The sequence below is a fragment of the Algoriphagus faecimaris genome, from assembly GCF_900101705.1.
In the GTDB taxonomy this organism is placed as follows: Bacteria; Bacteroidota; Bacteroidia; order Cytophagales; family Cyclobacteriaceae; genus Algoriphagus; species Algoriphagus faecimaris.
Map to the genome: position 1 here is coordinate 16,435 of NZ_FNAC01000011.1, position 23,210 is coordinate 39,644.

20 protein-coding genes are annotated in these 23,210 nt (G+C 41.0%); 6 read left to right on the plus strand and 14 right to left on the minus strand.

The features are described 5' to 3' along the window. Positions 1–17 precede the first annotated feature (17 nt). The 6 genes from atpH to BLQ57_RS07505 form a co-directional block, all read right to left on the minus strand. A complete protein-coding gene (gene atpH, locus BLQ57_RS07480; protein WP_087938804.1) occupies positions 18–578 on the minus strand; it encodes an ATP synthase F1 subunit delta in 561 nt (186 codons plus the stop codon). Between the two features lie 9 nt (positions 579–587). Continuing rightward, the gene (locus BLQ57_RS07485; RefSeq protein ID WP_087938803.1) at positions 588–1,082 is read right to left on the minus strand and encodes a F0F1 ATP synthase subunit B; all 495 of its coding nucleotides are present in this window, start codon (positions 1,080–1,082) and stop codon (positions 588–590) included. Between the two features lie 72 nt (positions 1,083–1,154). Continuing rightward, positions 1,155–1,415 (minus strand): ATP synthase F0 subunit C, encoded by a 261-nt coding sequence (atpE, locus tag BLQ57_RS07490; RefSeq protein WP_087938802.1) that lies wholly within the window; start codon positions 1,413–1,415, stop codon positions 1,155–1,157. 36 nt (positions 1,416–1,451) lie between these two features. Then, a complete protein-coding gene (gene atpB, locus BLQ57_RS07495; protein WP_087938801.1) occupies positions 1,452–2,492 on the minus strand; it encodes a F0F1 ATP synthase subunit A in 1,041 nt (346 codons plus the stop codon). Between the two features lie 19 nt (positions 2,493–2,511). Continuing rightward, positions 2,512–2,895: a hypothetical protein gene (locus BLQ57_RS07500; protein WP_087938800.1), complete on the minus strand. Its 384-nt coding sequence runs from the start codon at positions 2,893–2,895 to the stop codon at positions 2,512–2,514. Positions 2,896–3,088: 193 nt separating this feature from the next. After that, on the minus strand, positions 3,089–3,325 hold the full coding sequence (locus BLQ57_RS07505; RefSeq protein ID WP_087938799.1) for an AtpZ/AtpI family protein: 237 nt from the start codon (positions 3,323–3,325) through the stop codon (positions 3,089–3,091). Between the two features lie 132 nt (positions 3,326–3,457). On the opposite strand from BLQ57_RS07505, the gene porW reads away from it, so the two are divergent. The 3 genes from porW to uvrC all read left to right on the plus strand — a co-directional run bounded on the left by porW (position 3,458) and on the right by uvrC (position 10,253). Beyond that, complete coding sequence (gene porW, locus BLQ57_RS07510; protein ID WP_087938798.1) at positions 3,458–6,079, plus strand: type IX secretion system periplasmic lipoprotein PorW/SprE; 2,622 nt, start codon at positions 3,458–3,460, stop codon at positions 6,077–6,079. Positions 6,080–6,082: 3 nt separating this feature from the next. Next, positions 6,083–8,386 carry a penicillin-binding protein 1A gene (locus BLQ57_RS07515; RefSeq protein ID WP_087938797.1) on the plus strand — a complete coding sequence of 768 codons (2,304 nt, stop codon included), beginning with the start codon at positions 6,083–6,085 and terminating at the stop codon, positions 8,384–8,386. A gap of 61 nt (positions 8,387–8,447) precedes the next feature. Further along, on the plus strand, positions 8,448–10,253 hold the full coding sequence (gene uvrC / locus BLQ57_RS07520) for an excinuclease ABC subunit UvrC (protein WP_087938796.1): 1,806 nt from the start codon (positions 8,448–8,450) through the stop codon (positions 10,251–10,253). 15 nt (positions 10,254–10,268) lie between these two features. Here uvrC and porN read toward each other — a convergent pair whose 3' ends face one another. The 8 genes from porN to BLQ57_RS07560 all read right to left on the minus strand — a co-directional run bounded on the left by porN (position 10,269) and on the right by BLQ57_RS07560 (position 19,554). Then, positions 10,269–11,084 carry a type IX secretion system ring subunit PorN/GldN gene (gene porN, locus BLQ57_RS07525; RefSeq protein ID WP_087938795.1) on the minus strand — a complete coding sequence of 272 codons (816 nt, stop codon included), beginning with the start codon at positions 11,082–11,084 and terminating at the stop codon, positions 10,269–10,271. A 29-nt stretch (positions 11,085–11,113) separates the two neighbouring features. Next, complete coding sequence (porM, locus tag BLQ57_RS07530; RefSeq protein ID WP_087938794.1) at positions 11,114–12,727, minus strand: type IX secretion system motor protein PorM/GldM; 1,614 nt, start codon at positions 12,725–12,727, stop codon at positions 11,114–11,116. Between the two features lie 39 nt (positions 12,728–12,766). After that, complete coding sequence (porL, locus tag BLQ57_RS07535; protein WP_087938793.1) at positions 12,767–13,564, minus strand: type IX secretion system motor protein PorL/GldL; 798 nt, start codon at positions 13,562–13,564, stop codon at positions 12,767–12,769. A gap of 52 nt (positions 13,565–13,616) precedes the next feature. Further along, entirely contained in the window at positions 13,617–14,711 is a 1,095-nt protein-coding gene (gene porK, locus BLQ57_RS07540; RefSeq protein WP_087938792.1) for a T9SS ring complex lipoprotein PorK/GldK, read from the minus strand. A 167-nt stretch (positions 14,712–14,878) separates the two neighbouring features. Further along, positions 14,879–15,856 (minus strand): PorP/SprF family type IX secretion system membrane protein, encoded by a 978-nt coding sequence (locus tag BLQ57_RS07545; protein ID WP_087938791.1) that lies wholly within the window; start codon positions 15,854–15,856, stop codon positions 14,879–14,881. A 79-nt stretch (positions 15,857–15,935) separates the two neighbouring features. Then, entirely contained in the window at positions 15,936–16,709 is a 774-nt protein-coding gene (locus BLQ57_RS07550) for a uroporphyrinogen-III synthase (protein ID WP_087938790.1), read from the minus strand. A 23-nt stretch (positions 16,710–16,732) separates the two neighbouring features. Next, complete coding sequence (locus BLQ57_RS07555) at positions 16,733–17,854, minus strand: DUF4271 domain-containing protein (RefSeq protein ID WP_087938789.1); 1,122 nt, start codon at positions 17,852–17,854, stop codon at positions 16,733–16,735. Then, complete coding sequence (locus BLQ57_RS07560; protein WP_092824037.1) at positions 17,854–19,554, minus strand: BamA/TamA family outer membrane protein; 1,701 nt, start codon at positions 19,552–19,554, stop codon at positions 17,854–17,856. Before BLQ57_RS07560 ends, BLQ57_RS07555 begins: the two co-directional genes overlap by 1 nt. A gap of 44 nt (positions 19,555–19,598) precedes the next feature. Between BLQ57_RS07560 and hemW the strand changes: the two genes are divergently transcribed. From hemW to BLQ57_RS07575, 3 genes are all read left to right on the plus strand, one after another. Beyond that, positions 19,599–20,720, plus strand: a complete 1,122-nt coding sequence (gene hemW / locus BLQ57_RS07565; protein WP_087938787.1) for a radical SAM family heme chaperone HemW — start codon at positions 19,599–19,601, stop codon at positions 20,718–20,720. Between the two features lie 6 nt (positions 20,721–20,726). Further along, positions 20,727–21,041: a DciA family protein gene (locus BLQ57_RS07570; protein WP_087938786.1), complete on the plus strand. Its 315-nt coding sequence runs from the start codon at positions 20,727–20,729 to the stop codon at positions 21,039–21,041. A 103-nt stretch (positions 21,042–21,144) separates the two neighbouring features. Continuing rightward, a complete protein-coding gene (locus BLQ57_RS07575) occupies positions 21,145–23,205 on the plus strand; it encodes a SpoIIE family protein phosphatase (protein ID WP_087938785.1) in 2,061 nt (686 codons plus the stop codon). Positions 23,206–23,210: the final 5 nt, after the last annotated feature.

Here is a 23,210-nt window from a genome sequence, read left to right on the forward strand (position 1 = left end):
TGATTAATACTTTTAAATTAAATTTTACTCTCGTAATGATTGTGACTAAACTCCACCTTGAGTGCGTTTAGCTTACTTTTCAAAGATTCGTCCAATAGACGATCGTTGACTTTTAGTACAAAACCCCCGATCAGATCGGGATTTATTTTTTCGATAAACTGAACCGTCTTTTTGCCGGAAATCTCTTTGACCAATTTTTCAAAGGATGCTTTTTGAGAAGCATCTATAGCATAGGTGGTGCTCAATTCCGCTACTTGAATAGAATTATGTAAGTTGTATTGCGCTTCGAATTCTTTAGCCACATCCACCAATACATTTGCTCTGTTTTTACGGGCAACAATTTCAAAGAATTTTACAGTCATCTCTTGCGAATCTTTTGCAAAAAGAGCCTGCAATACTTTAAGCTTCTTATCGGAAGAGACGATAGGATTTTTGATCAAAAGAACAAATTCCCTGTTTTCTTCTGAAATAGACAGTAGTTTTTTGAAATCCACATATACTTCCTCTAGCAATCCTTTTTCCAAGGAGAGTTCCAAGATAGACTTGGCATAGCGGGAAGCAACTCGATGATTTGACATGGAATTGGATTAGTTTAGCTTGAGATCTTTGACGAACTCGTCTACCAACTCTTTTTGAGCGGCTTGATCTGACAAATTCTTGCGAAGTAATTTTTCTGTAACTTCAATAGTCAAGACAGCTACCTGATTTTTCACTTCAGTTAAAGCTGCTTTTTTCTCATTTTCGATGACTATTTTGGCATTTTCGATCATCTGAGCGCCTTGCTTAGTAGCCTCTTCTTTGGCCTCTTCGATCATACGCTTTGAAGCTTGTTGAGCCTGCGTCAAAATGGTATCACGCTCTACACGAGCGTCAGCCAATAGTTTTTCATTTTCGGCTTTCAAATTTGCCATCTCGTTTCGGGCTTGCTCGGCAGCTTTCAGCGCATTGTCAATGCTGCCTTCACGCTCTTCCAATGCGGCAAGCATGGGTTTCCAAGCAAACTTGACCAAAATAAAGAACAGGCCTAAAAAGCCAATCAATTGCCAGAATATCAGGCCCGAACTAGGTATAATCAGATCCATGGTAAATGGGATAAATTTCGTTTTTGTTCAAAAGGAAGGGATTGGCCAAGCGCCAATCCCTATTCATTGTTCTTAGAAGGCTACTCCACCTGCGTTCAAAGCAATAAGTAGACAAACTACCACTGCAAACAGGGAAACCACCTCGATCAAAGCTGCAATGATCAACATAGCAGTTTGAACCTTGCCAGCAGCCTCAGGCTGACGAGCAATAGATTCCATTGCCTGACCACCGATACGACCGATACCAAGTCCTGCGCCAATCGCAACAATACCTGCACCGATACCTGCACCCATAAGTGCCAATCCAGCAGACAATAAGATAGAAGTTAACATAAACGTTAGATTTATAAATTGAACAAAGAAATTCGATTAATGATGATCATCATGGGCATGCTCTGCGACTGCACCTCCGATGTACATCGCTGTAAACAGCGTGAACACGTAAGCCTGAATCGTCGCAACCAACAATTCGATCATATTGATAAAGGTAACCATCAAGGTAGATACTACTCCGATAGCATAAGATTCAAAGATGAATACCAAGGCGATGAAAGCCAAAATCACAATGTGACCGGCAGTAATCGCCACAAACAAACGGACCATCAAAGCAAATGGCTTGGTAAATAATCCGATAAATTCCACGACTACGATGATTGGCAGCAAAGCACCCGGTACGCCCGGCGTAGCAAATACGTGCTTCCAATAGTCTTTATTTCCATTAACATTGACAATGATAAAAGTCAAAACTGCCAAGGTAAAGGTCACTGCAATGTTTCCAGTCAAGTTGGCCGCACCTGGAAGAAGTCCAAGCAAGTTTCCAATCCAAATAAAGAAAAACAGCGTCAACAGATAAGGTACAAACTTCTTGTACTTGGGTCCGATAGATTTTTCGGCGATTTCATCCCGTACAAAAATCACCACCGGCTCTATCCAAGAGGCAGCCCCTTTGGGTGCTACTGCACCGTGTTTTTTATAGTGATTAGCTGCAGAAAGGACAAAATACAACATCAAACCAATCACCAAAATCATCATCGCTACATTCTTGGTCAAGGAGAAATCGTAAATCGTACCTCCATCTACCCTTCCCAAGTGCTCATGCTCGTCGATGTAAATACCATCATGTGCATACTCTTTTCCAAAAAGATGAGTTTCGTGATTTTGGAAGTCAGAAGACATATTAAACTCCAAACCACGGTCGGGTGCATAGGTAATCACCGGCAATGGAAGAGTGACATGAGTATGCCCTACATTGAAAAAATGCCATTCATGCGAATCCTTGATGTGGTGCATGATAAAACCTGTCGGATCTTCTCCTCCTTCGGCTTCAGAACCTGCTGCGAAAGTCGCGCTGGTGAGGCTCAGTAAAAATACTGAGAATAAAACACTTAAGGCCAGAATTTTGCGCGTCATCAACTCGTTTTTTTGAGGGCTACTTTGAAATCGGGCGCAAGTTAGAAATAAAGGTGTAGATATCAAAAATCAGGTAGAACAAAAAAATCATAAAGAAATCGCCTATAAACAAAATAATATTCTCCGTACCCAAAAACACCAAGATCCCAATAAAGCCGAGGGCGCTAATAATGCGTATCACCATACCCAAAAGCTTGATTTGCAGAATATTTTCAGGAGATTTTTTATATAGCCAAACCGCCACGGAGGTAATGAAATAAGATAAAAACATCAAAAACCCGAAAATGACCCAAATGTCCTGATGAATTACTTGCGGCAAAACTTGCTGAAGAAGTAGAATCAAAAGGACGATCAGTAGGGATAACAGCAAAAAACTGAGATGGAAGTTTCTAAGCAGTTTCATAATCAATAGCGTGAATACAAAAATACAGGAAATAATTAATATGTGGACCCGCTTACCTAATCAATAGACCTATCCGCCATGAGAAAGTAGGGTTTCAATATGCTTCACTTAATCTATCTGAGAAAGGCTTAAAACGCCCTTCCCTTAGCCTAAGGGGTTCAAATACTGACAGCATTCCTGAAATGAGATGAATTTATTTGCGCCTATCATCCTCTTTAAGCGAGGTCCACAGCTGATAAAATGCCAACACAATGGACAAAAAAACAAACAACAGAATCCAAAGTGGAAACTTCATACTGCTTTTACCTTGAATCCACCATCCCAGCCAAGTTCCCCCACCAATCACGGCAAAAAGCTGAAAAGAAAGCCCTATGTATTTCACATATACAGGTGGGTCAAAAGGCTGCTTTTTGGCTTCTCTATTTTTCATTCACACAAATTAACCAAAATTTATAGCCACAAAAATCAGCCGTAGGGAATTGGCAAAATAATTGAAATCACATGATCGTTCATTAAGTAGTACAAAAACCCTATTTTGGCACTTAATTTCCTAACCTATCGCATGCGGTTTTTCAAAAGCCTACTTCTTATATCGGTTATTTTTATGGGTTCCTGCTCTTCGGAAAGGAATACCTTTACCAATCGCGCTTTTCATAACCTGACCTCAAGGTATAATGCTTACTATCTCTCGAATACAAAAATCCAAGAAGTAGAGAAGGAAGTCATCGCAAATTACAACGAGGATTACACTCAAATTTTACCGGTATTTGTACCTATCGACTCGGCGACCATTCAGAGTAACAAAGAAAAACTAGAATCCGCCCGAGAGCTCGCTTCCAAAGCCGTGGAGTGGCATCGGATTTCCAAATGGGTGGACGATTCCTATTTTCTCATCGGCAAAATCGACTACCTCCAAGGACAATTTGACGATGCCCAAAACACCTTTCGCTATGTCAATGTCAATAGTAAGGACAAAGATTTGCGGCATCAAACATTGATCAGCCTGCTGCGTCTCTATGTGGACTTAGAGGAGTTTGAAAATGCTAATTTCACCATAGATTACCTTTCCAAAGAAACGGAAATCAATGATGAAAATCGTTTTGAACTATATAGAACCTTAGCCTATTACTACGAAAGGCGATCTGATAAAAACGGGGTAATTGGTGCACTCGATAAAGCACTGGAATACGCGAAAAATCCAAAAGAAAAATCCCGAATTAATTTCATCCTTGCTCAGCGCTATCAGCGAGAAGGATTAGATGCATTAGCCTATGACTTTTACCAAAAAGCGCAAGAAGGCAATCCTCCCTATAACCGTAGCTTTTATTCACAATTATATGCACAGCAAGTAGCCGAACTCAATGCTTCCAAAGACCTGAGAAAGGTTCGTAACTACTACGAGTCACTGTATGAAGATCCTAAAAACAGAGATCTGAAGGATGTCGTCATCTACGAAAGAGCACTTTTTGAAGAAAAGCAGGGGGACATTCCTTTGACCATTGACTTATTGCATCAGGCGGCCAAGGAACCGGGAAGCAATGAGCGGCTGAAGGGCTATATCTATGAGAAATTAGCAGATATTCACTTGTCAGAGTTTAAAGATTACCGAGCCACGAAATATTATTTGGACAGTGCATTGACTTTTATCCGAGAGGGAAGTCCCGCAGCTATCCAAATCGAAGATCGGAAAACCACCCTAGATCAGTTTGTCTTTCATGTGGAGCGAATACAATCCAACGATAGCCTAATTTTCCTCAGTCAGCTTTCGGAAGAAGAACAACGTGTAGTGGCAGAAGGATATATCAAAGCAGAAGAAGAGCGATTGATCGCAGAAGCCAAAGCGCAGGAAAAACCAAAAAGTACAGGGATTTTTGACAATCTTTTGGCCTTTGCCGATCGAGGTTCAGGGTCCACCTTCTACTTTGACAATGCTGTCGCCATGCAGCAGGGAGCGATTGATTTTTATCGCACTTGGGGTAATCGGCCCCTTCAGGATAATTGGCGAAGGAGAGCTGTTGTCTTTGAAAACAGTCAATCGGAAACCTTGACTGAGGAAGACAGTACTACGCTTGATTCAGAAGAAAATAATCCGCTCAATCAGCTTCCTGATATTGATCAACTCCTATCTCAAATTCCTTCAAGCTCAGAAGAAATCGGCCTCCTCAATGAAGAATTGGAAGAGTCCTATTTTGAGTTGGGAAAGCTGCTTTATTTTGACTTAAGCGAGATCGAGCAAAGTGTAGAAAACCTCGAAACATTGGTGCGTGAATACCCTGAAAGTTCGAGAAAACCCGAGGCCTATTATTTACTATACCTTGGCCAAAAAGAATTGGCTGGCAATGCTCAACAATATGTGGGAAGATTAAATCGTGAATACCCCGAGTCACAGTATACCTATTTTGTCAATAATCCTGACGCAGCCTCGGGTAATCTTGCTTACATCGAGTCTTCTAAAAATTACGAGAACGCTTATAATTCCTACTATGCAGGACAGTATCAGCAAGCCCGTTCGCTTATCCAATCCACCTTAAAGGAATATCCACTAACCCGCAATACTGAAAAACTTCTCCTCCTTGACATCATGGTGACAGGTAAAACTGAAAGCAGGGCTAGGTATCGTGAGCGATTAGAAAACTACATCGAAAACGCAAAGGAGGAACAATTGGTAGAATTGGCAAGGAATATGCTGAATCCTCTTTTGTCAGCAGAGGAACTTGCGGCTCTAAATGCCGTTGATTCTACAGCCATAGATTCTACGGAGATGAAGATTGCACTAGCTGACTCTACGGAAATGGTCAATCCTTTGCCTGATTCACCCTTTGTAATGGACGAAGCACAAACCCATATCATGGTATTGAGTATGAGCCCTGAGGAAGCCGAAAAAGCACAAGGAGTAGTGGGTGATTTGGAAAGATTTCATGCTCAGAATTTCCCCAATTCTAGGCTAAGAACGGGTAATATGAATATGAATAGAGAGAATGCCATATTTATCATCAGTCCATTTACCGACGCCTCAAAGGCCAAAGAATATTATGAACTATTTCAATCTGATTTCGAATCGAATGCCATTACAGAGCAAGTAAAATCAAATGCATTTGTCATCTCGATTGAAAACTTTCAGATCCTAAACAGAACCAAAAATATCGAAGAATACCGGGCCTTTTTCAAGGTCGCTTACCAATAAAATATGAGTAAAAATACCAGACCTGAGACTACTTCTTGGGCCAAAAAAATCATCAAATATCTTTGGATTGCGTTTTTCGCGGGGGTATTTGGCTTTATCCTATTTATATGGATGGTGAGTGTCAATTTCTTGGGACTCTTCGGACCTCTACCCGATTTCGAGGCCTTAGAAAATCCCGAAAGTGAAGTCGCGTCAGAACTATACTCCTCAGACGGGGTCCTACTCGGTACCTACTATCGAGAAAACCGATCTCCTGTCACCTACAATGAGCTTTCTCCTAATCTCGTCAAAGCATTAATCGCTACAGAAGACGTTCGATTTGAAGATCACTCAGGAATCGATATGACTGCTATGATACGGGTTTTTGTAAAGTCCATTATCCTCAGGCAAGATGCCGGGGGTGGTTCTACCCTCAGTCAGCAGACTGCCAAAAACCTTTTCAAAACAAGAAATGTAGCCAATCAGGGATTTTTGAGTTCTGTACCGGGACTACGAATGCTCATCGTCAAGACCAAAGAGTGGATCGTCGCCACACAGTTGGAAAAAGCCTACACAAAAAATGAAATTCTGACGCTTTATTTGAATACCTCAGAATTTGGATCCAACGCTTACGGTATAAAAACAGCGGCCTCGACTTTTTTTGGAAAAGATCCCGCTGACCTGAATATTCAAGAGTCTGCCGTATTGGTGGGGCTATTCAAAGCCCCTACTTACTATAGTCCTGTATTCAATCCTGATAATTCTTTTCGAAGAAGGAATACCGTATTGGGACAGATGGTGAAAACAGATGTAATCTCAGAGTCAGAATACGACTCCATTTCAAAGCTTCCCATCGAGCTAAACTATAATGTATCCAATCACAACAAGGGTTTGGCTACCTACTTCAGAGAAGTGATTAAAGCAGATCTTTTGCGCTGGTCCAAAGAAAACCTAAAGCCTGATGGTACTAATTACGACTTATTTGGGGATGGATTGAAGATCTATGCCACTATAGATAGTAGAATGCAGCGCTATGCTGAAGAATCCGTCGATGAGCACATGCGGGCGCTTCAGGAGAAATTTTTTAAGGAAATGGGAAATAGAGATCCTTGGATCGATAGTGACAATCGCGTCATCCCGGGATTTATAGAAAACGCTGTCAAACGTACCGAGGCCTACAGACTTCTCAAAGTCCGCTATAAAGATGATGTTGATTCCATCAACTACAAGCTGAATGAAAAAAAACCCATGAAGGTATTTTCATGGAATGGAGAAATCGACACCTTGATGAGTACCATGGACTCTATGCGATACTATAAAAAATTCCTTCAAACGGGATTTGTAAGTATGGACCCTCATACCGGTCATATCAAAGCATGGGTAGGTGGTATTGACCATAAATATTTCAAATTTGACCACGTCAAACAAAGTAAAAGACAGCCTGGATCGACCTTTAAGCCTTTTGTATACGCTGCTGCCATCGAAAATGGCTACAGCCCTTGCTACTCGGTAATCGACCAACCTGTGGAAGTATACATTCCAGGTCAACCGGCTTGGTCTCCATCTAATGCTGATGGCAAATTTACCTACGAAAAAATGACAATTAGGAAGGCAATGGCCAAGTCAGTCAACTCAGTCACCGCCTACATGATGAAAAAACTCAGTCCAAAGCTAGTAGTAGAAACGGCACGACGCTTGGGAGTCACTAGTGACTTAGAGGAGGTTCCCGCTTTGGCACTTGGAGTAAATGACGTATCCATTTTCGAAATGGTGGGAGCATTTGGTACGTTTGTCAACAAGGGAGAACATACCACTCCGTTCTACATCGATCGAATCGAGGATAAAAATGGAAATGTGATTCAACAATTCACACCCAAAAAGCGTCCTGCTATGAGTGAAGAACACGCCTACCTGATGACTTACATGCTTCGGGGTGGATTTGAAGAGGAGCAGGGTACTAGTCAGGGAGTGCCGTGGGCCTTGCGAGAAGGCAATGAACTAGGTGGCAAAACAGGAACCACACAGAATGCCTCCGATGGATGGTACATCGGGATCAGTAAAGATCTCGTATCTGGAGTCTGGACGGGAGGAGATGACCGTGCCATACACTTCAGAAGCTGGATAGAAGGACAAGGAGGTCGTACCGCTAGGCCAGTTTGGGTCAAGTATATGGAAAAAGTATATGCAGACCAAAGCCTTGGTTATACCAAAGGTCCTTTCCCAAGGCCTGAGCGCCCACTCAGCATAGAGATTGATTGTGATACTTATGAGCGAGAAAGTCAGCGTTTCGTAGAATTTGATTACGATTCCCGAAAAAATGATTTCTGATTTTAGCCAATACCTCATCAAAAACAGCTTCTTTCCGGAGCTGTTTTTTTAATTTCGTGCTATGCAGTCTTCCTCCTATTCCATAGATCAGTACAATCAGCTTCCGGATCATCCTGGAGTATACAAATACTTCAATGAGACGGATGAACTGATCTATGTAGGAAAAGCAAAAAGCCTCAAAAAGAGAGTAAGCAGCTATTTTAATAAAAACACAGGGGTTAATCTCAAAACAAGGAGAATGGTCCGAGAGATCAATCGTATAGAAATCACCCTCGTAAATAGTGAATTTGACGCGCTCTTACTTGAAAACAACCTCATCAAAAAATCACAGCCCAAATACAATATTCTCCTTCGAGACGATAAAACATACCCTTATTTATTGATCACAAAGGAAAACTTCCCAAGGATTTTTCCCACACGTAAATACATTCCCAAAAGAGGTACTTATTTCGGGCCATTTGCAAGTGTGAAAGCCATGAATAATGTCTTGGACCTTATCCGTGAACTATTCACCATCCGAACCTGCAAGCTCGATCTCTCTCCCTACAAGATTGACGAAGGAAAATATAAGGTATGCTTGGAATACCATATCGGCAATTGTCAAGGTCCTTGTGTAGGGAAACAAGGAGAGCAGGATTATCTCAAGGATCTCGATCAAGCAAAGCATATCCTCAAGGGAAACTTAGGAGTAGCCAAGACGATTTTCAAACAGCAAATGCAGGAGTTTGCAGAAAACCTCGAATTTGAAAAAGCTCAAAAAACCAAGGAGAAGCTTGATCTTTTAGAAAAATATCAGGCCAAATCACTTATCGCTAACCCAAGCATCAGCAACCATGATGTCTGTACTATTGTCATGGATGAAAAGCAAGCCTATGTCAACTATATGCGGGTGAAAAGTGGGGCACTGATCGTTTCAAAAAACGTAGAACTAAAGAAAAAACTAGACGAAAGCGAGGAAGAGTTATTGGTTACTGCATTGATCCGATTACAAGATCAGTTCAATAGTGATGCAGATGAAGTTTTGGTGAATATTGAAATCAAAGACCCGATTGAAGGGCTTAATCTTTTCCTTCCAAAAATTGGGGACAAAAAACATCTTATAGATCTGTCAGTCAAAAATGCTCTTTTCTACAAAAAGGAAAAAGCACTGCTCCTAGGACTCAATCAGGACAAGAAAGACCGGGTTATTCGGCAATTACAACAAGACTTAAGTTTACCTGAGATACCTGATCATATCGAGTGTTTTGATAATTCTAATATCCAAGGAACCAATCCTGTAGCGAGCATGGTGTGCTTTCTCAATGGCAAACCGGCAGTCAAAGAGTATCGGCACTATCATATCAAAACGGTAGAAGGACCCAATGACTTTGCAAGTATGACCGAGGTAGTAGGGAGACGATACAAAAGGCTAATTGAAGAAGGCAAGCCACTGCCAAAACTTATCGTCATTGATGGTGGAAAAGGACAACTTTCATCAGCAGTGGAAGCCTTAAAAGAGCTGGGAGTCTATGGGAAAATGCCGATCATAGGCATAGCTAAACGACTAGAAGAGATTTATTTCCCTGGTGATTCTTATCCTATTCATATTGACAAAAAGTCTGAGAGCTTGAGGTTATTACAGCGTATAAGAGATGAGGCTCACCGTTTTGCGATTACTTTTCACCGAAAAGTCCGTAGCAAAAATGCTTTTGGTACGCAATTGACTGCAATACCGGGAATAGGTCCTACTACTGCTGATCGATTACTGAGTCATTTCAAATCAGTCAAAAAGATAAGTCAGGCTTCGGAAGATGAACTAGCTGCAGTCATCGGTAAAAGTAAAGCAATGGAACTCATCAAGTGGAAAGAAAAAAATAAAGGGGCGTAAAGCCCCTTTTATATTTTACCATTCCCATAAGGAGTTTTCAAATTCTAATAATTGGTATTCGAATGCTAAGGCATCTAGATAAGCCTGCATATCCGGATCAGGATGATCTAAGTCAACCAAGTCAGCAATCAATGCCTCATCTGGATTGGTATAGCGACGAACTACAGATCTGAATAGACGGGTTTCGAAAGCTTCATCGTAAGTCAAGCTCTTAGATAAGTTTAGGAAATTAATCCACCTTGCCTCAGGATGATCTTTAAAATAATTAAAGAAATCTTTATACCTGATGAAACCTATAGTCTTTTCACCTGCATTGGAATTGGTCGCTGAGGGCATCACCAAGTGAATGAATTTGATATCAAACACCATATCTGAATGATGCTTATCAAAAACAAAGTCCTCTTTAAAATCTAAGTAGAACAATTGCTTCACGAAAATGCTATCTCCCGTGGCATTTAACCAGAAATTTTCTTGGAACTCAGCAATTGAAAGTGGCTGAGTAAAATCCTCATCTCCAAAAACCTCGAGTGCGTTTTCTTCCACTACAGCCTTGTAAATCTGAGGTATAATACCATTGGACTTGGCATCACCTGAACCATAGAGTGAAAGATTATATTTCTCCCTCAAATCGATTCTGCGCCAAACACCTATCTGATACATCTTATCATCCTCTCTGATTTTTTTTGCAGAGAAAATAGTATCCATATCAAACTGTCTATCTCCGAAACCGGAAGGATTGACACTTGTAGCTACTTGTGCATTGCTAGTCAAAGGTCCCATGAGACCGATTACCAATGCTCCAAAGAATAATTTTTGAAGGATATTTTTCATAATCTTTTATGCTGTATTCGACTCAGCGCTTATTTCACGCTGATTCGAATGATTTGATTCAGTGTAGAAGGAATTTTGTTTCCTCTGAAATTTGTACGAGTTACCTGATTCACCACTACTACGATATCATCACCCGGACGAGCACTTTCTAGCAATTGACGCATAGCAAGTGAATTTCCGTTAGTAATTTGTATTGTCTGTCTTGGCACATCATTTCTCAATAGTCTAACCTCTCCGCCGGTAACGTCAAACTTCGCATCTTTTGCCATTGTTCTTCCGAAGGTTGGTTCAGGATTCGCTTGAACCTGAAGACCTGTCAAAGAACCAATCGCTTGAGCTTGACTAATATCAACCTCAGAACCATTAGACATTACAGGAACGATTGATGGGGCTGGTACTGGCTTAATATCAAACACCACATCGTCAATTTTATTGCCTCCACTGCTGACACCAATGGTCACTTTTCCTGAAGCAGCAGGGATGATGGTCACTTGTCCAGGCGAATTACCTTTAATTGATTGACCATTACTGATATTAAATTCCGGAGCGTAGGTATTACCTAAAGCTGGTACTTCGATAAGAAGCTCATTAGCACAATCAGCATACAACTGCTGTACGACTTCTGAGGATACCTTTACCACAGGCTGAGCCACGAAGTACTCGTACTCGACAGGAAGCACTTGATCTTCTCCTCCGATATTAGTGACGATTTCACCAGAAAGAACTCTTCTAGCCAACCCTCTATCATCGTATTCGGATGCAGGAGTAGCAGTAAATTCAATTCTTCCAAAACCTTTTTCATCCACTTCTACAGATCTACCATCTACTGTCATTGCAGGCAATGCGGAAGATGAAGAAGAAGCAATAAACATCGTTCCTTCGAACTTAGTACCTGCCGCTACAATATTGGATACTGCAGAAATTTGTGCTTCTGTAATATCAGCTTTGAAGTAGAATGAACCGATAGTATTAGCGATAGTCGCCAATGCTTCACTTTCAATATTTAGGACCTCATTTTGATACTGAGAGAGTAAGGCCATTACAGCACCTACAGGCGATTTAACAAAGTTCAAAGCGACAAAACTCTTACTTCTAGCCTCGCTATCATTTTTGAATAAATCAATCTCAGATGCATCAAGTGCAATAGGATTAAATGCACGATCTGTAATTCCCACGCTGTTCAATATTTCCTGAACTTTTGCAGGGTATGAATTTAAAGAGACTTTCAACTCCTCTCCTTTTCCGCTATTCACAAAAAGATTTCCAGCTACTTCAGTATTCTTTAGCGAAGAGTTGACGAAGTTACCTTCCTCATTTCTTGCTCCTGATTGCTCAATCAGCTGCTGCTTCAATTCGCCTAAATAGGCATAAATTTCTGCGGTAGCAGTTCTGATTTCCTCTGCTGCATCAACTTTAGGGAGATCTTTTTCATTATTTCCCTGCTGTTCTACAGTATATGCTATGGATTCTACAGTTGCTTGATTTTTCAGAATGTAGTTACGAGAAGTTCTCTCCATTCCGTCATTGATCAAGACAAACTTTTGAAGGATCTGATTACTTACCTGAAGTGCCAACAATGCTGTCAGTACTAGGTACATCATTCCAATCATCCGCTGTCTAGGTGTTTCTTTAACTCCAGCCATTTGTTTTTATCTAATGGTATTTGTGTGAATTGAAAAGAATTAACCTTTCATAGCGGATAGCATTCCACCATATATTTTATTGAGTGAGCTGACATTTTGGTTTAGCTTAGAAAGCTCTGTTTTAAACGCTTGCGTTTCTTTACCAGCTTCGCTAAGTCCTTCCATTGCCGCAGTCATATTTGAATAGAACTTATTCAAAGTCTTAACATGACTATTTGCATCTTGAAGCTCCATTTCATAGACCGCATTCAAGGCAGATAAATTTTTGGTAACTGTCACTACTTGTGTATGGTATTCTTTGGCATCTTGAGAAGCAGCAGACATTTCAGTGAGAGCAGCTGCTGTTTTGCCATAAGAAGCGTTCATGTCTACTAGCGTTTTAGCGGCAGACTTTACATTAGTTGCGTATTCGTTGGTTGCTACTGCAGCATCAGCAAGATTACCCATCTTTTCTGCAGAGGTAGCTAGGTTTTGCATTCCCTTTCCAAGACTTTCTATCAACTCAGGGCCTACTTTAGCTTTTGCTAGCATATCGTCAAGTTTTTGTGAAACTTGATCTCCAGCGGCAGCTGTTGCCTTCGGAGCACGCTTAGGAGCTGCAGGACCATCTTCTGCTAATTCAGGATATACTTTAGACCAGTCTACTTCATTAGCTCTGGGTTCAAAAGCAGATAGGAAGAAAATGGCGGCTTCGGTAGAAAGACCAATACCAATCATCCAATTTGCTCCTTGCCAATCAAGGATTTTAAACATCGCTCCAAGGATTACGACTGCAGCGCCAATACCGTAAATTTTCGGCATTACGCTGGAATAAAAGAAGTTGCTGTTGCTAGCCATTTGTTAAATAGAAATTAAGGTTCTGGTTTTTATAGGGTTGGTTGTTGAAATATTATCGACGTCTTCTTGAGCTAGACTTCACATCCATAGATCCAGATCTTCCAATAAAGGTGGTCACTGTTCGGAATCCGATATGAGCTTGGGCTACATCTTGATATTCATAGGTACGAGTAGAAGTCTCTAGGTAGTGAGCAATGTCTTTCCAGCTTCCGCCTCTTACCACTTTTCTAGGCTCGGTAGGTACATCATAAACAGGATCAAGGTCCCAAGTTGCTGTTCTGGAAGTTGCTGCATAGGCATCAAGTACCCATTCGGCCACGTTTCCTGACATATTATGAAGACCGAAGCCGTTCGGTGCAAAAACATCTACCGGAGCAGTGTAAGCAAATCCATCATCAATGTAATTTCCTCTTCCAGGCTTGAAGTTTGCCATTAAACATCCTCTCTTATTTTTAAGGTAAGGACCTCCCCAAGGATACTTGGCTACATCTTTACCACCTTTAGCTGCATATTCCCATTCTGCTTCTGTTGGGAGCCTAAAGGATGGAGCATCAAAGTTGTACTCGTCATTTGCATTTTGATGATAGCTTCTCCACTCGCAATATTTTTTCGCTTGATCCCAAGTAATTCCTACCACAGGGTAATTATCAAAAGCAGGGTGGTCAAAATAAAACTCCATCAAAGGATCCCCATAATGATATGAAAAACTTGTAGACCAAACAGTAGTATCTGGTCTTAGCTCATCGTAATTGAGTTGCGGCTCTTCTTTAAGAGTAGTGGGTGTGCCTGTGGCGTAAACGCCCTCTTTCACAGCTTCCAAAAATTGACGGTACTTATTATTTGATACCTCATATTTGTCCATGAAAAACTCCGAGATAGTGATCTGCTTATTCATCGAAGATTGAGTGAAAGCAATATCCTCATCAGATTGTCCCATCCAAAAAGTACCTGCTTTTACGGGCACCATATCGTAGGGTAGATTTTGTTGCCACATGTCACGCTTAGGAACTCCGGTCACTTCACCTCTTCGGTTCATCTTTTCACTTGCCGACCCTTTTTTATTAAAGAGCCCGCAACCGGGAAGAATTGTCGCTATGGCCAAGCCTAAAATAACCGGCAGAAAGCGTAGGTTGAATTTATTATACATAAATGACGTTTTTTATATCATCAAATTAATGTGCGCATTAAATTGTACTCAAGGAGCGAAATTTAGCTGAATTTTATTCATTTATGCAAATAACCTGCCAATTTTAAAATAAGTTAAATGCGAACTTTTCAGCGAGTTCTCTCCGTAAAATCTCAAAAACCAACTCATCAAAAACGGAATCTCGGCGTCCGCTGTATGACTCGCTGTACCTCTCTACTAACAGTGGTCAGTCGATATCTCAGTAATAACTCATGGCTGGTAGGGGATTTTGCTTCTAATCCACTGACTACTAAATCAAATGAGTAGCCCAAATTTAAGGAATTGTCTGGCAATAAGGCATAACCTAGCAAAATACTGATAGATTCCTCCCCTCTGAAAGCCAAACCTCCACTTATCCTATTTTGATGCGTTGCAATAACGCTCACATCATAGGAAAAATTATTAAAGCCGGCAGATTTAATCAATAAACTTGGTTCTAGTCGCAGTTGACCTATAGGTCTTACTCTATATCCTGCCAGAAAATAGCTGTGATTAACCAATTGATTGCCATAAGCCCCTTCTCCAAAATCGAAATCCGGTTCATTGATGTGTCTCGAGCTCAAACCTAGGTAATAATCCCCACGGTCCAATAAAAGACCGAAGGCAATGTTCAAATTGATTGAATTTTCTTTACCCGATGTCGGCAGATTAGGTTCTGGATTGACTACTGATAACTCTCCGTAATCTAAGGAACTGGAAAACATCCCTACCGAGGCACCTATACTTAATGTAGATCGGTTAATTTTTTTATGGTAAGCTCCTTGGAGATTTATTTCCAAATTTGACGTTGGTCCGATTTGATCATTGACTACGGTCAGTCCATATCCTAAATTTTTGCCTTCCAAACTGCCTTGTGCAGTAATTAATTGTGTGATAGGCGCACCACCTGTGCCTGAAATAGAGCTGTAATTGGCCCATTGTGTGCGATGAAGCGCCGAAAAGCGATAGCCACCTTCTTTACCCGCAAATGCAGGGTTGTAATACATGCCATTGTACATGTACTGTGTGAATTGAGCATCCTGCTGAGCTTCACTTATATGAGAAAGTAAAAGTCCAACTGAAAACCCTACTACAAAAAAGCACTTCCAAAAACCTTTTAAAATCATTTGCACCTGGTTTTGTCAGATAATAATACGACTAGTCTAAGGATTTAAACTGAAAAACCACAGGTTTTGATTCTAAGATTTACAAATTGTTTGCTTTTTTTATATAAAGCTCCAATGCACCCGTCATACTAGGCGCATTAGGTAAGGGCGCCTCTATGTCCAAAATCAAATCCAATTCCCTGACTGCCTCGGCCGTCGTAGGCCCAAAAGCCGCTATTCTGGTATTTCCTTGTTCAAAGTCAGGGAAATTCTGTTTCAAAGACTTAATTCCAGAAGGACTGTAAAAGGCCAAAATATCGTATTTCACTTCAGCGAGGTCAGATAAGTCTGCCGCGACCGTGTGATAAATGGTAGCCTCCGTAAATGCTATGCCATTCTTCGACATGTATTCTGGAATATCATCCTTTCGGATATCAGAACATGGGAAGAGGTATTTCTCTGATTTATGCTTTTTGAAATAGTCAAACAAATCTTGGGCGGTCTTCTGTCCCACAAAAAGCTTTCTTTTCCTGATGACGATGTACTTCTGTAAGTAATGTGCCGTTTGATCAGAAATACAGAAATATTTCATATCCGGGGGCATCTCTATTTTGAAATCCTTACAAATATTGAAAAAATGATCAATCGCATTCCGGCTGGTAAAAATGACCGCCGTATGCTTCAAGATATCGATTTTTTGCTTTCTGAATTCCTTCGGAGAAACAGGTTCTACTTTAATAAACTGCCTAAAGTCAATCTTCAAATTGTACTTTTCAGCAAGTTGAAAATAAGGAGAATTGACGTCGTTGGGTTTGGGCTGGGAGACAAGAATACTTTTGACTGGTTTAAACCGATCCTTGATAGCTGCATTCATGCTTTACGATCCTAATTTTGAGTTTAAAATTGACCTAATCCCAGAATCCATTTTGCGAATACGAGAAAAGGCACTAATTCTGCGATGCAAAGGTAAGTAAATAAATGGTATTTCTTAAAGCTCAACCTATTCATCATCATTACAAACAGGATGAAAACCCCAACTAAGTAAAACCAAAAAAATCCAGTTAACAGCGTCGTAATCACGCGGTCCATGGAGTAAAAAGAATTAAATAAATAATAACTCATCACCATTAAAACCAGCATTCCAGACCAGACAATCAGCCTCAGTAAATAGAAAAAGTGTGCATATTCCACACGAGCCAAATCAAATAAAAATGCAATTAGTCTGATTCCAAGAAACTTGACTATCGTGAGCATCAAAAAACCAATCCCGCCTAGTAACCAAATGACAATCAGGGAAACAGCTACTCTTTCTCTGATCATCTCGATCAAATCCGGACGAAAAAAAGAAAGACTCATCAGAGTTAATAGAGACAGAAATAGATTTACAATAAAGACGTAAAAAACCACATCCAAAGAGAAAAATTTTTGCATACTACCCATATCCGAAAAATCTTCATCACTCAAAAGCCCCCTTGGCTGTAGCATCAGACCAAAAATATAAGGATATGCCAGCTTATACACCGCCATCAAAAGTAAAATGGCAATCATCGCCAAGGTAAAGAAATCTCTAATCTCCTGTCTGTTTTGGCTTCTTTGCTTCACTTCCTGTGCCACTACCGGCGCTTTTGATTCGACAAGTTGTTGACCGAGGATTTTTGCGATGTTGGCCTGCTTGGGCTGAATACCTTCTTTAAACAAAGTCAATTTCAGTTCTTTCTCATCCAATTCCTCAGCTATCGAGGCGACTTGCCTGAGGAGCAGCGTATCCGATTCAGCAAAAAACCAAAGCTTCTCCCCCGCAAAGACCACCGTGCCTGATGGAACCTCCAAGTATAGGTTGGACTGAGGAAATGTACTTAAATCTACAAGTTGACTGATTTGATCATTGGATTTAAACCAAGATCCCGTGGGTCGGTTTTCCCAGCCATCGCTCAGGTCTTCCAAAACCTGGGCGTTGAGAGCCCCTGAAGAAGCCAAAAAAAAGAACCATAAAATCAAACTTTTTACAATAGATCGCATCAAAATCTTGCCAGATAGCCAAAGTGAATTTTTGAAAGGGATAGAGAAAAGGCCTGTTCATTTGATTTTCCTACTGCATAGATAAATCTAAACAATCCATTGCCTGTATCTAAATTAAGACCTGCACCTACAGCTACAGGTTTGTCCTTTCGACCCCCAAAGTTAGGGTTTTCTAAAATCCCTGCATCCACAAAAATCAGAAGGTAGGATTCTCGATCAAAAAAAAGTCGCTGCTCCATAGTTAGATAAGAATAGGTCGAAGCAAAAAAATTGTTCTCATTGAAACCTCGGATACTTTGTAGTCCCCCGATACGGTATAAATCATTGAGAAAGAGATTTTCATTTTGAATCAGACCGCTGGCAGATCGGAAAAACATGCCCCAAAAAGATTTGACAAAAAAGTGTTTCTCCATATCCAATTGCAAGGCATACTGTGGGGTATTTAGGTTCAGACCTTCGTACAGTTCCTCAGGAAGGGCCGTGTTCTGAAGGATACGTTTATTTCCCGTAGCAAAGTCCAACCCAAATCTGAATCCTCTCCTAGGAAATATGGGTTGATCCAACCAATCCCCCTCCAATTTGATCCCATATTCATTCCACCGAAAATCAGCAAAATCAGGTAAACGATCCAAACCTTGAAATCCTGAGCTTGCTAAGAGGTCACTTGCCTGTCGCTTGGTAAAGAAAGTGAGGTAAAAATTCTGATTGGCCCTAAATCCCACATTCAATCCTAATTCCCTCTTGATAAAGGAGGTATCCTGCTTCAGCAAACTAAACTCCCCACTCAGATCAATGCCTGAATTAAAAATAAATGATTCTTTTACCCTCAAGTCCAAGCTCTGCGTTTGTTCATTAAACCGCTGCCATTTCAAAATCACATCTCTGCCTCTTCCCCCGAGATGATACAGTCTCAAATCCAGCTGCCCCGTCACCAAAACTTTCCCTGGATCATTCTCATTTGGAAGTAATCCGATGATTCCGTCAATGACATTGGCATTCCTCTCTCTTAGTAAAAAAGTAGGCTGAGCTTTTTGCAATCGAAAAATAGCCTGAGGCTTTCCCTGCAATTCGAAATAAGGAGAGCGACTCAGCCGAAGGGCGCTTTCATCAAGCTGTCGCTGAGAAAAAACATCTCCCACCTCTATCCCACTCAGCCGCTGCAAATACTTCGGATTGGTTTTACTCGAAGAATTTATCCCAATACTATCCCACAAGATCAATGGCCCCTGGTCAAGCATCAGTTTTCCAGAAAGCCTACCACTATCAAGGCGGACACTATCCATTCGGATAGACGCAAAAGGATGGCCGGTATTCTCCAATTTAGTCAAGATATCTTTGACCAATAAACTATACTTATCCAGTGAAAGTACACCCCATTCACTTTGAGAGATCAACCCACTTGGGAGATTTCCATTTTTAAGCTGAAGGGTCTCTACCTTTGGTCCCAAGTAAAACCTTACCCTGAGGGAGTCATTCTGATCGTAGACCTTTTCCCAACTTGATCCCAAAAATCCACTGAGGGCAAATTGCTGTTTTAAAGAATCTAAGCCTTTGACCCGAGCCTCCTCCGAATTAAAAGTCTCCCAATTCACCGTTTTCTCAGTCTCCAATTCCCAACCTAAGACATAGCCTTCCTGACCCATCAGCGGATGGACATAGAGCAAAAAAATCCAAAAACACCATTTGGTCGGATTACTCAAGAGCTTGAGGGTTTGATTATCTTTGCAAATTAAAAGAAATAGACATGGCAGGCATTTATATCCACATACCTTTTTGTAAGCAAGCCTGCAGATATTGTGATTTTCATTTTAGCACCAACACCTCCACCCTAGAGCAGATGGTGAAGATGATCGGAAAAGAGGCAAGCTTGAGATCGGACTATTTTAAAAATAAATCAGTCGAAACCATCTATTTCGGCGGAGGGACTCCTTCCTTACTAGCCCCCAAATGGATTGAGTTTATTCTTCAGGTGATCCAGGAAGAATTTGACTTAGACCTGAAAGAAGTCACGCTTGAAGCTAATCCGGATGACCTAAGTGAGGAAAATTTAGCACAATGGAAATCGCTTGGCTTCGATCGTCTGAGCTTAGGGATCCAAAGTTTTGATGAGGAAGTACTTCGCTTTTACAATCGGGCACATAGTGCCGAGGAATCTTATCATGCCATAGAAATGGCTCGGGCTGCGGGTTTCAAAAAATTCAGTATGGATTTGATTTATGGGTTTCCTTGGCCCAACCATCTCATCTGGGAGAGGGATTTACAGACCGCCCTCGAGCAGAACCCCGGTCATCTTTCCTGCTATGCGCTGACAGTAGAGCCAAAAACTGCTTTAGGCAATTGGACCGAAAAAGGCAAGTTCAGTCCTGCTTCAGAAGAATTTGTCGCCGAGCAATTTGAAATCATGCAGCTAATGACTGAGAAGGCAGGATATGAGCAATATGAAATTTCTAACTTTTCCCTTCCTGATCATCGCGCTATTCACAATACCTCCTATTGGCTAGGAAAGCCCTACTTGGGATTAGGTCCCGGTGCTCATTCCTTTGATGGTGAGAATCGCGGCTCCAATCCAAGAAGCAATCCCGGCTACCTAAAGCATCTGCAGGCTGGTATACTTCCTCTCGAAGTAGAGCAACTGAGTAAAAATGAGCAAATAAATGAGTACCTCTTGACCGGCTTGCGAACTAGCTGGGGCATAGACTTGACTTGGCTTCAGGAACATCATGGAATCAACCTGAAAAATGAAAAACAAGCCGTACTTACCAAAATGGAATCCGAAGGTTGGCTCCTTTGGAAAGATAATAAGCTATCTTTGAGCAAAAGCGGTAAACTAATCGCTGACAGTATCGCATCAACATTATTTTTGTAAATCTCCATGAACCAAAACAAGTATTTTCCCGGAAGAAAAAAAGAAGCCGCCCCCTTGGAAGAAGCCTTTCAAGAGCTTCTGAAGGCTTACCGGCTAGAGGACAAGTTCAAAGAGAAGTCTTTGATTCATGACTGGGGAGAGCTCGTAGGGAAAACAATTTCAGACCGAACAGAGTCCGTTTTCATTCGTCAGAATAAACTCTTTGTAAAAATAAGTTCAGGACCGATCAAGCGTGAATTGCAAATGAGTAGAAGTAAGATTATGGGACTGATCGAGGAAAAATATGGCAAAGAACTGATCGAAGAAATTGTGTTTTTATAAATCAAACTCATTAATTATAATTTTTTAACAGTTCTACAGTTAGCTTAAAAGTGAATAGCCCTTTTTTTCGGATTCCAATGAGTAATATTGGGAATTGAAGTCCATGCCAAAACTACCATCCCTACATATCGGCAAGCTCAGCTTTTTAATGGCCATACTAGTCTGGCTAGCACTGCTTTTTGTGGATTTGGTGCGTCTATTCGGGAAAATCAACAATATTGATGCAGGGATCTCTGAAGAATTTACCTGGATTTTGGAGATTCTTTTCTTTTTGATGGTATACTGGTTCTATCAGTTTAGAATCAGCAAAGACTCCAAAAATAATTTTCTTGAGCTTATCTGGAGAGCAGCATCTACCGGAATTTTTGCCACAGGCGTCTATATATTGGTTCAGGTGTTCTACTACCTATTAGGAGACAGCAAGCTGGCTGAGGAGCCTTTTCTGAGAAATTTCTTCTACCATGTGCATTTTGCCCTGATCTCGATTTTTATCATTTCTACTGCTCTGATTTGGAAAACGCTCATCCTATATCAAAAAAACAAACAAGTCGTCAAGCAATGGCAAACCTATGAGCTTATCCTACTGGGCACCTTGTTTTTTGTCTTTTTCCAGCCGGTTTCATTCGATTATCCTTTTCTTTTTGTCCTTTCGATCACCGTCCTGATGGCGGGAGTCCTATCGGTCAATCTCAAATGGATCCCCTACCTTACCTTTAAAGAGAAGTGGAAGTCTCTCCTTTTTCTGTTTCTCATTTTATTTTGCTCCGGTCTCCTCTTTTTTCAGACCAATCGCTTCCTATCATCCACAGATATTTATCCTATCAATCTCCTGGATAATCTGTTTCTGATCTCTCTCTTTTTCTTCACGATCATCTATGCTTTATTCAGCTTTTTGGTTACCCTATTCAATTTGCCTACCTCTTCAGTTTTTGAGCAAAAGCTGACCGAGGCAATCAACTTTCAGCGACTTAGTCAATCCATTAAACCCGACGAAAATGAAGAGCAGGTTTTGGATATTTTGCTTGACTCTTGCATGAGCGCCTCCTACGCAGATGCCGCTTGGCTAGAGGTAAATCGAGAAGAGGAAAATGAAATTATCCAAGATCGATTTCTGGGAAAAGCTTCAAAAAAAGAATTGTATGCGCTGCTTGAAAAAAACAAAGCCCGAAAACAATGGCTAGAGGCAGACGTGCCTGACCTCCTTCAGCCGCTTTCTATTCGCCTCGACCACCCCAAATACCTAACGGGATTGATCGTGCCTCTAGTGGTGAATAAATCCTTGATCGGGCAGCTCGTCTTATTCAAAGAAGTACGAGATGGATTTAACAAAGAAATGATTACCATCATCAGCACCTTTGTACGTCAAGCGAGTATTGCGGTCGAAAATCACCGATTGCTAAATCAGGCCGTCCGCAATGAACGCTATCAGGAGGAATTAAAAATCGCCCAACGAGTGCAAAAAGCATTGCTCCCATCTAAACTCGACCATAACGATGCTTTTGAAATCTGTGCCTATTCCAATGCCGCGGACGAAGTCGGAGGTGACTACTACGACACTTTTCAGCTGGACAAAAATCGTTTCGTAATCATCATCGGGGATGTCTCTGGTAAAGGAACCTCTGCTGCTTTTCACATGTCTCAGATGAAAGGGATTTTCCACAGTTTGATTCAGCTCAACCTAAGTCCCGCAACATTTATGATCAGGGCCAATGCTGCCTTAAGTAAATGTCTGGAGCGAAATCATTTTATCACCGCCTCTATATTCATACTAGATACCGAGCAAAATACCGTTTGCCATGCGAGAGCGGGACATGTACCTACGCTGATGTACCAAAATTCCACTCAAAAAGCAGACTATTTGGGGATTGATGGATTGGGTTTAGGGATTTTAAGAAACATCCAATATGAAAAACACGTTGAGGAAAAGACCTTCTCCTACCAAAGTGGAGACCTATTAGTTTTATTTACCGACGGGATTGTAGAAGCAAAAAATGAACTACAGCAGCAATTTGGGTTTGAGCAGATCAAAACCTTGGTAGAAAAGAATAAATCCAAATCTCCGAGGGAAATACAGTCCATTTTGGTGGATTCTCTTCATGAGTTTGTAGGAGGAGATGGAATGATAGATGATGATTATTCTACTGTCATTGTAAAATTTACCTGAAACAG

Excerpts from the sequence above, each read along its gene's own strand:
- hemW (WP_087938787.1), top strand. The coding sequence starts at position 19,599 with ATGGCAGGCATTTATATCCACATACCTTTTTGTAAGCAAGCCTGCAGA.
- atpH (WP_087938804.1), bottom strand. The coding sequence starts at position 578 with ATGTCAAATCATCGAGTTGCTTCCCGCTATGCCAAGTCTATCTTGGAA.
- BLQ57_RS07575 (WP_087938785.1), top strand. The coding sequence starts at position 21,145 with ATGCCAAAACTACCATCCCTACATATCGGCAAGCTCAGCTTTTTAATG.
- porL (WP_087938793.1), bottom strand. The coding sequence starts at position 13,564 with ATGGCTAGCAACAGCAACTTCTTTTATTCCAGCGTAATGCCGAAAATT.
- porM (WP_087938794.1), bottom strand. The coding sequence starts at position 12,727 with ATGGCTGGAGTTAAAGAAACACCTAGACAGCGGATGATTGGAATGATG.
- porW (WP_087938798.1), top strand. The coding sequence starts at position 3,458 with ATGCGGTTTTTCAAAAGCCTACTTCTTATATCGGTTATTTTTATGGGT.
- BLQ57_RS07570 (WP_087938786.1), top strand. The coding sequence starts at position 20,727 with ATGAACCAAAACAAGTATTTTCCCGGAAGAAAAAAAGAAGCCGCCCCC.
- atpE (WP_087938802.1), bottom strand. The coding sequence starts at position 1,415 with ATGTTAACTTCTATCTTATTGTCTGCTGGATTGGCACTTATGGGTGCA.
- BLQ57_RS07555 (WP_087938789.1), bottom strand. The coding sequence starts at position 17,854 with ATGCGATCTATTGTAAAAAGTTTGATTTTATGGTTCTTTTTTTTGGCT.
- porK (WP_087938792.1), bottom strand. The coding sequence starts at position 14,711 with ATGTATAATAAATTCAACCTACGCTTTCTGCCGGTTATTTTAGGCTTG.
- BLQ57_RS07550 (WP_087938790.1), bottom strand. The coding sequence starts at position 16,709 with ATGAATGCAGCTATCAAGGATCGGTTTAAACCAGTCAAAAGTATTCTT.
- BLQ57_RS07485 (WP_087938803.1), bottom strand. The coding sequence starts at position 1,082 with ATGGATCTGATTATACCTAGTTCGGGCCTGATATTCTGGCAATTGATT.
- BLQ57_RS07545 (WP_087938791.1), bottom strand. The coding sequence starts at position 15,856 with ATGATTTTAAAAGGTTTTTGGAAGTGCTTTTTTGTAGTAGGGTTTTCA.
- uvrC (WP_087938796.1), top strand. The coding sequence starts at position 8,448 with ATGCAGTCTTCCTCCTATTCCATAGATCAGTACAATCAGCTTCCGGAT.
- BLQ57_RS07505 (WP_087938799.1), bottom strand. The coding sequence starts at position 3,325 with ATGAAAAATAGAGAAGCCAAAAAGCAGCCTTTTGACCCACCTGTATAT.
- porN (WP_087938795.1), bottom strand. The coding sequence starts at position 11,084 with ATGAAAAATATCCTTCAAAAATTATTCTTTGGAGCATTGGTAATCGGT.
- atpB (WP_087938801.1), bottom strand. The coding sequence starts at position 2,492 with ATGACGCGCAAAATTCTGGCCTTAAGTGTTTTATTCTCAGTATTTTTA.
- BLQ57_RS07515 (WP_087938797.1), top strand. The coding sequence starts at position 6,083 with ATGAGTAAAAATACCAGACCTGAGACTACTTCTTGGGCCAAAAAAATC.
- BLQ57_RS07500 (WP_087938800.1), bottom strand. The coding sequence starts at position 2,895 with ATGAAACTGCTTAGAAACTTCCATCTCAGTTTTTTGCTGTTATCCCTA.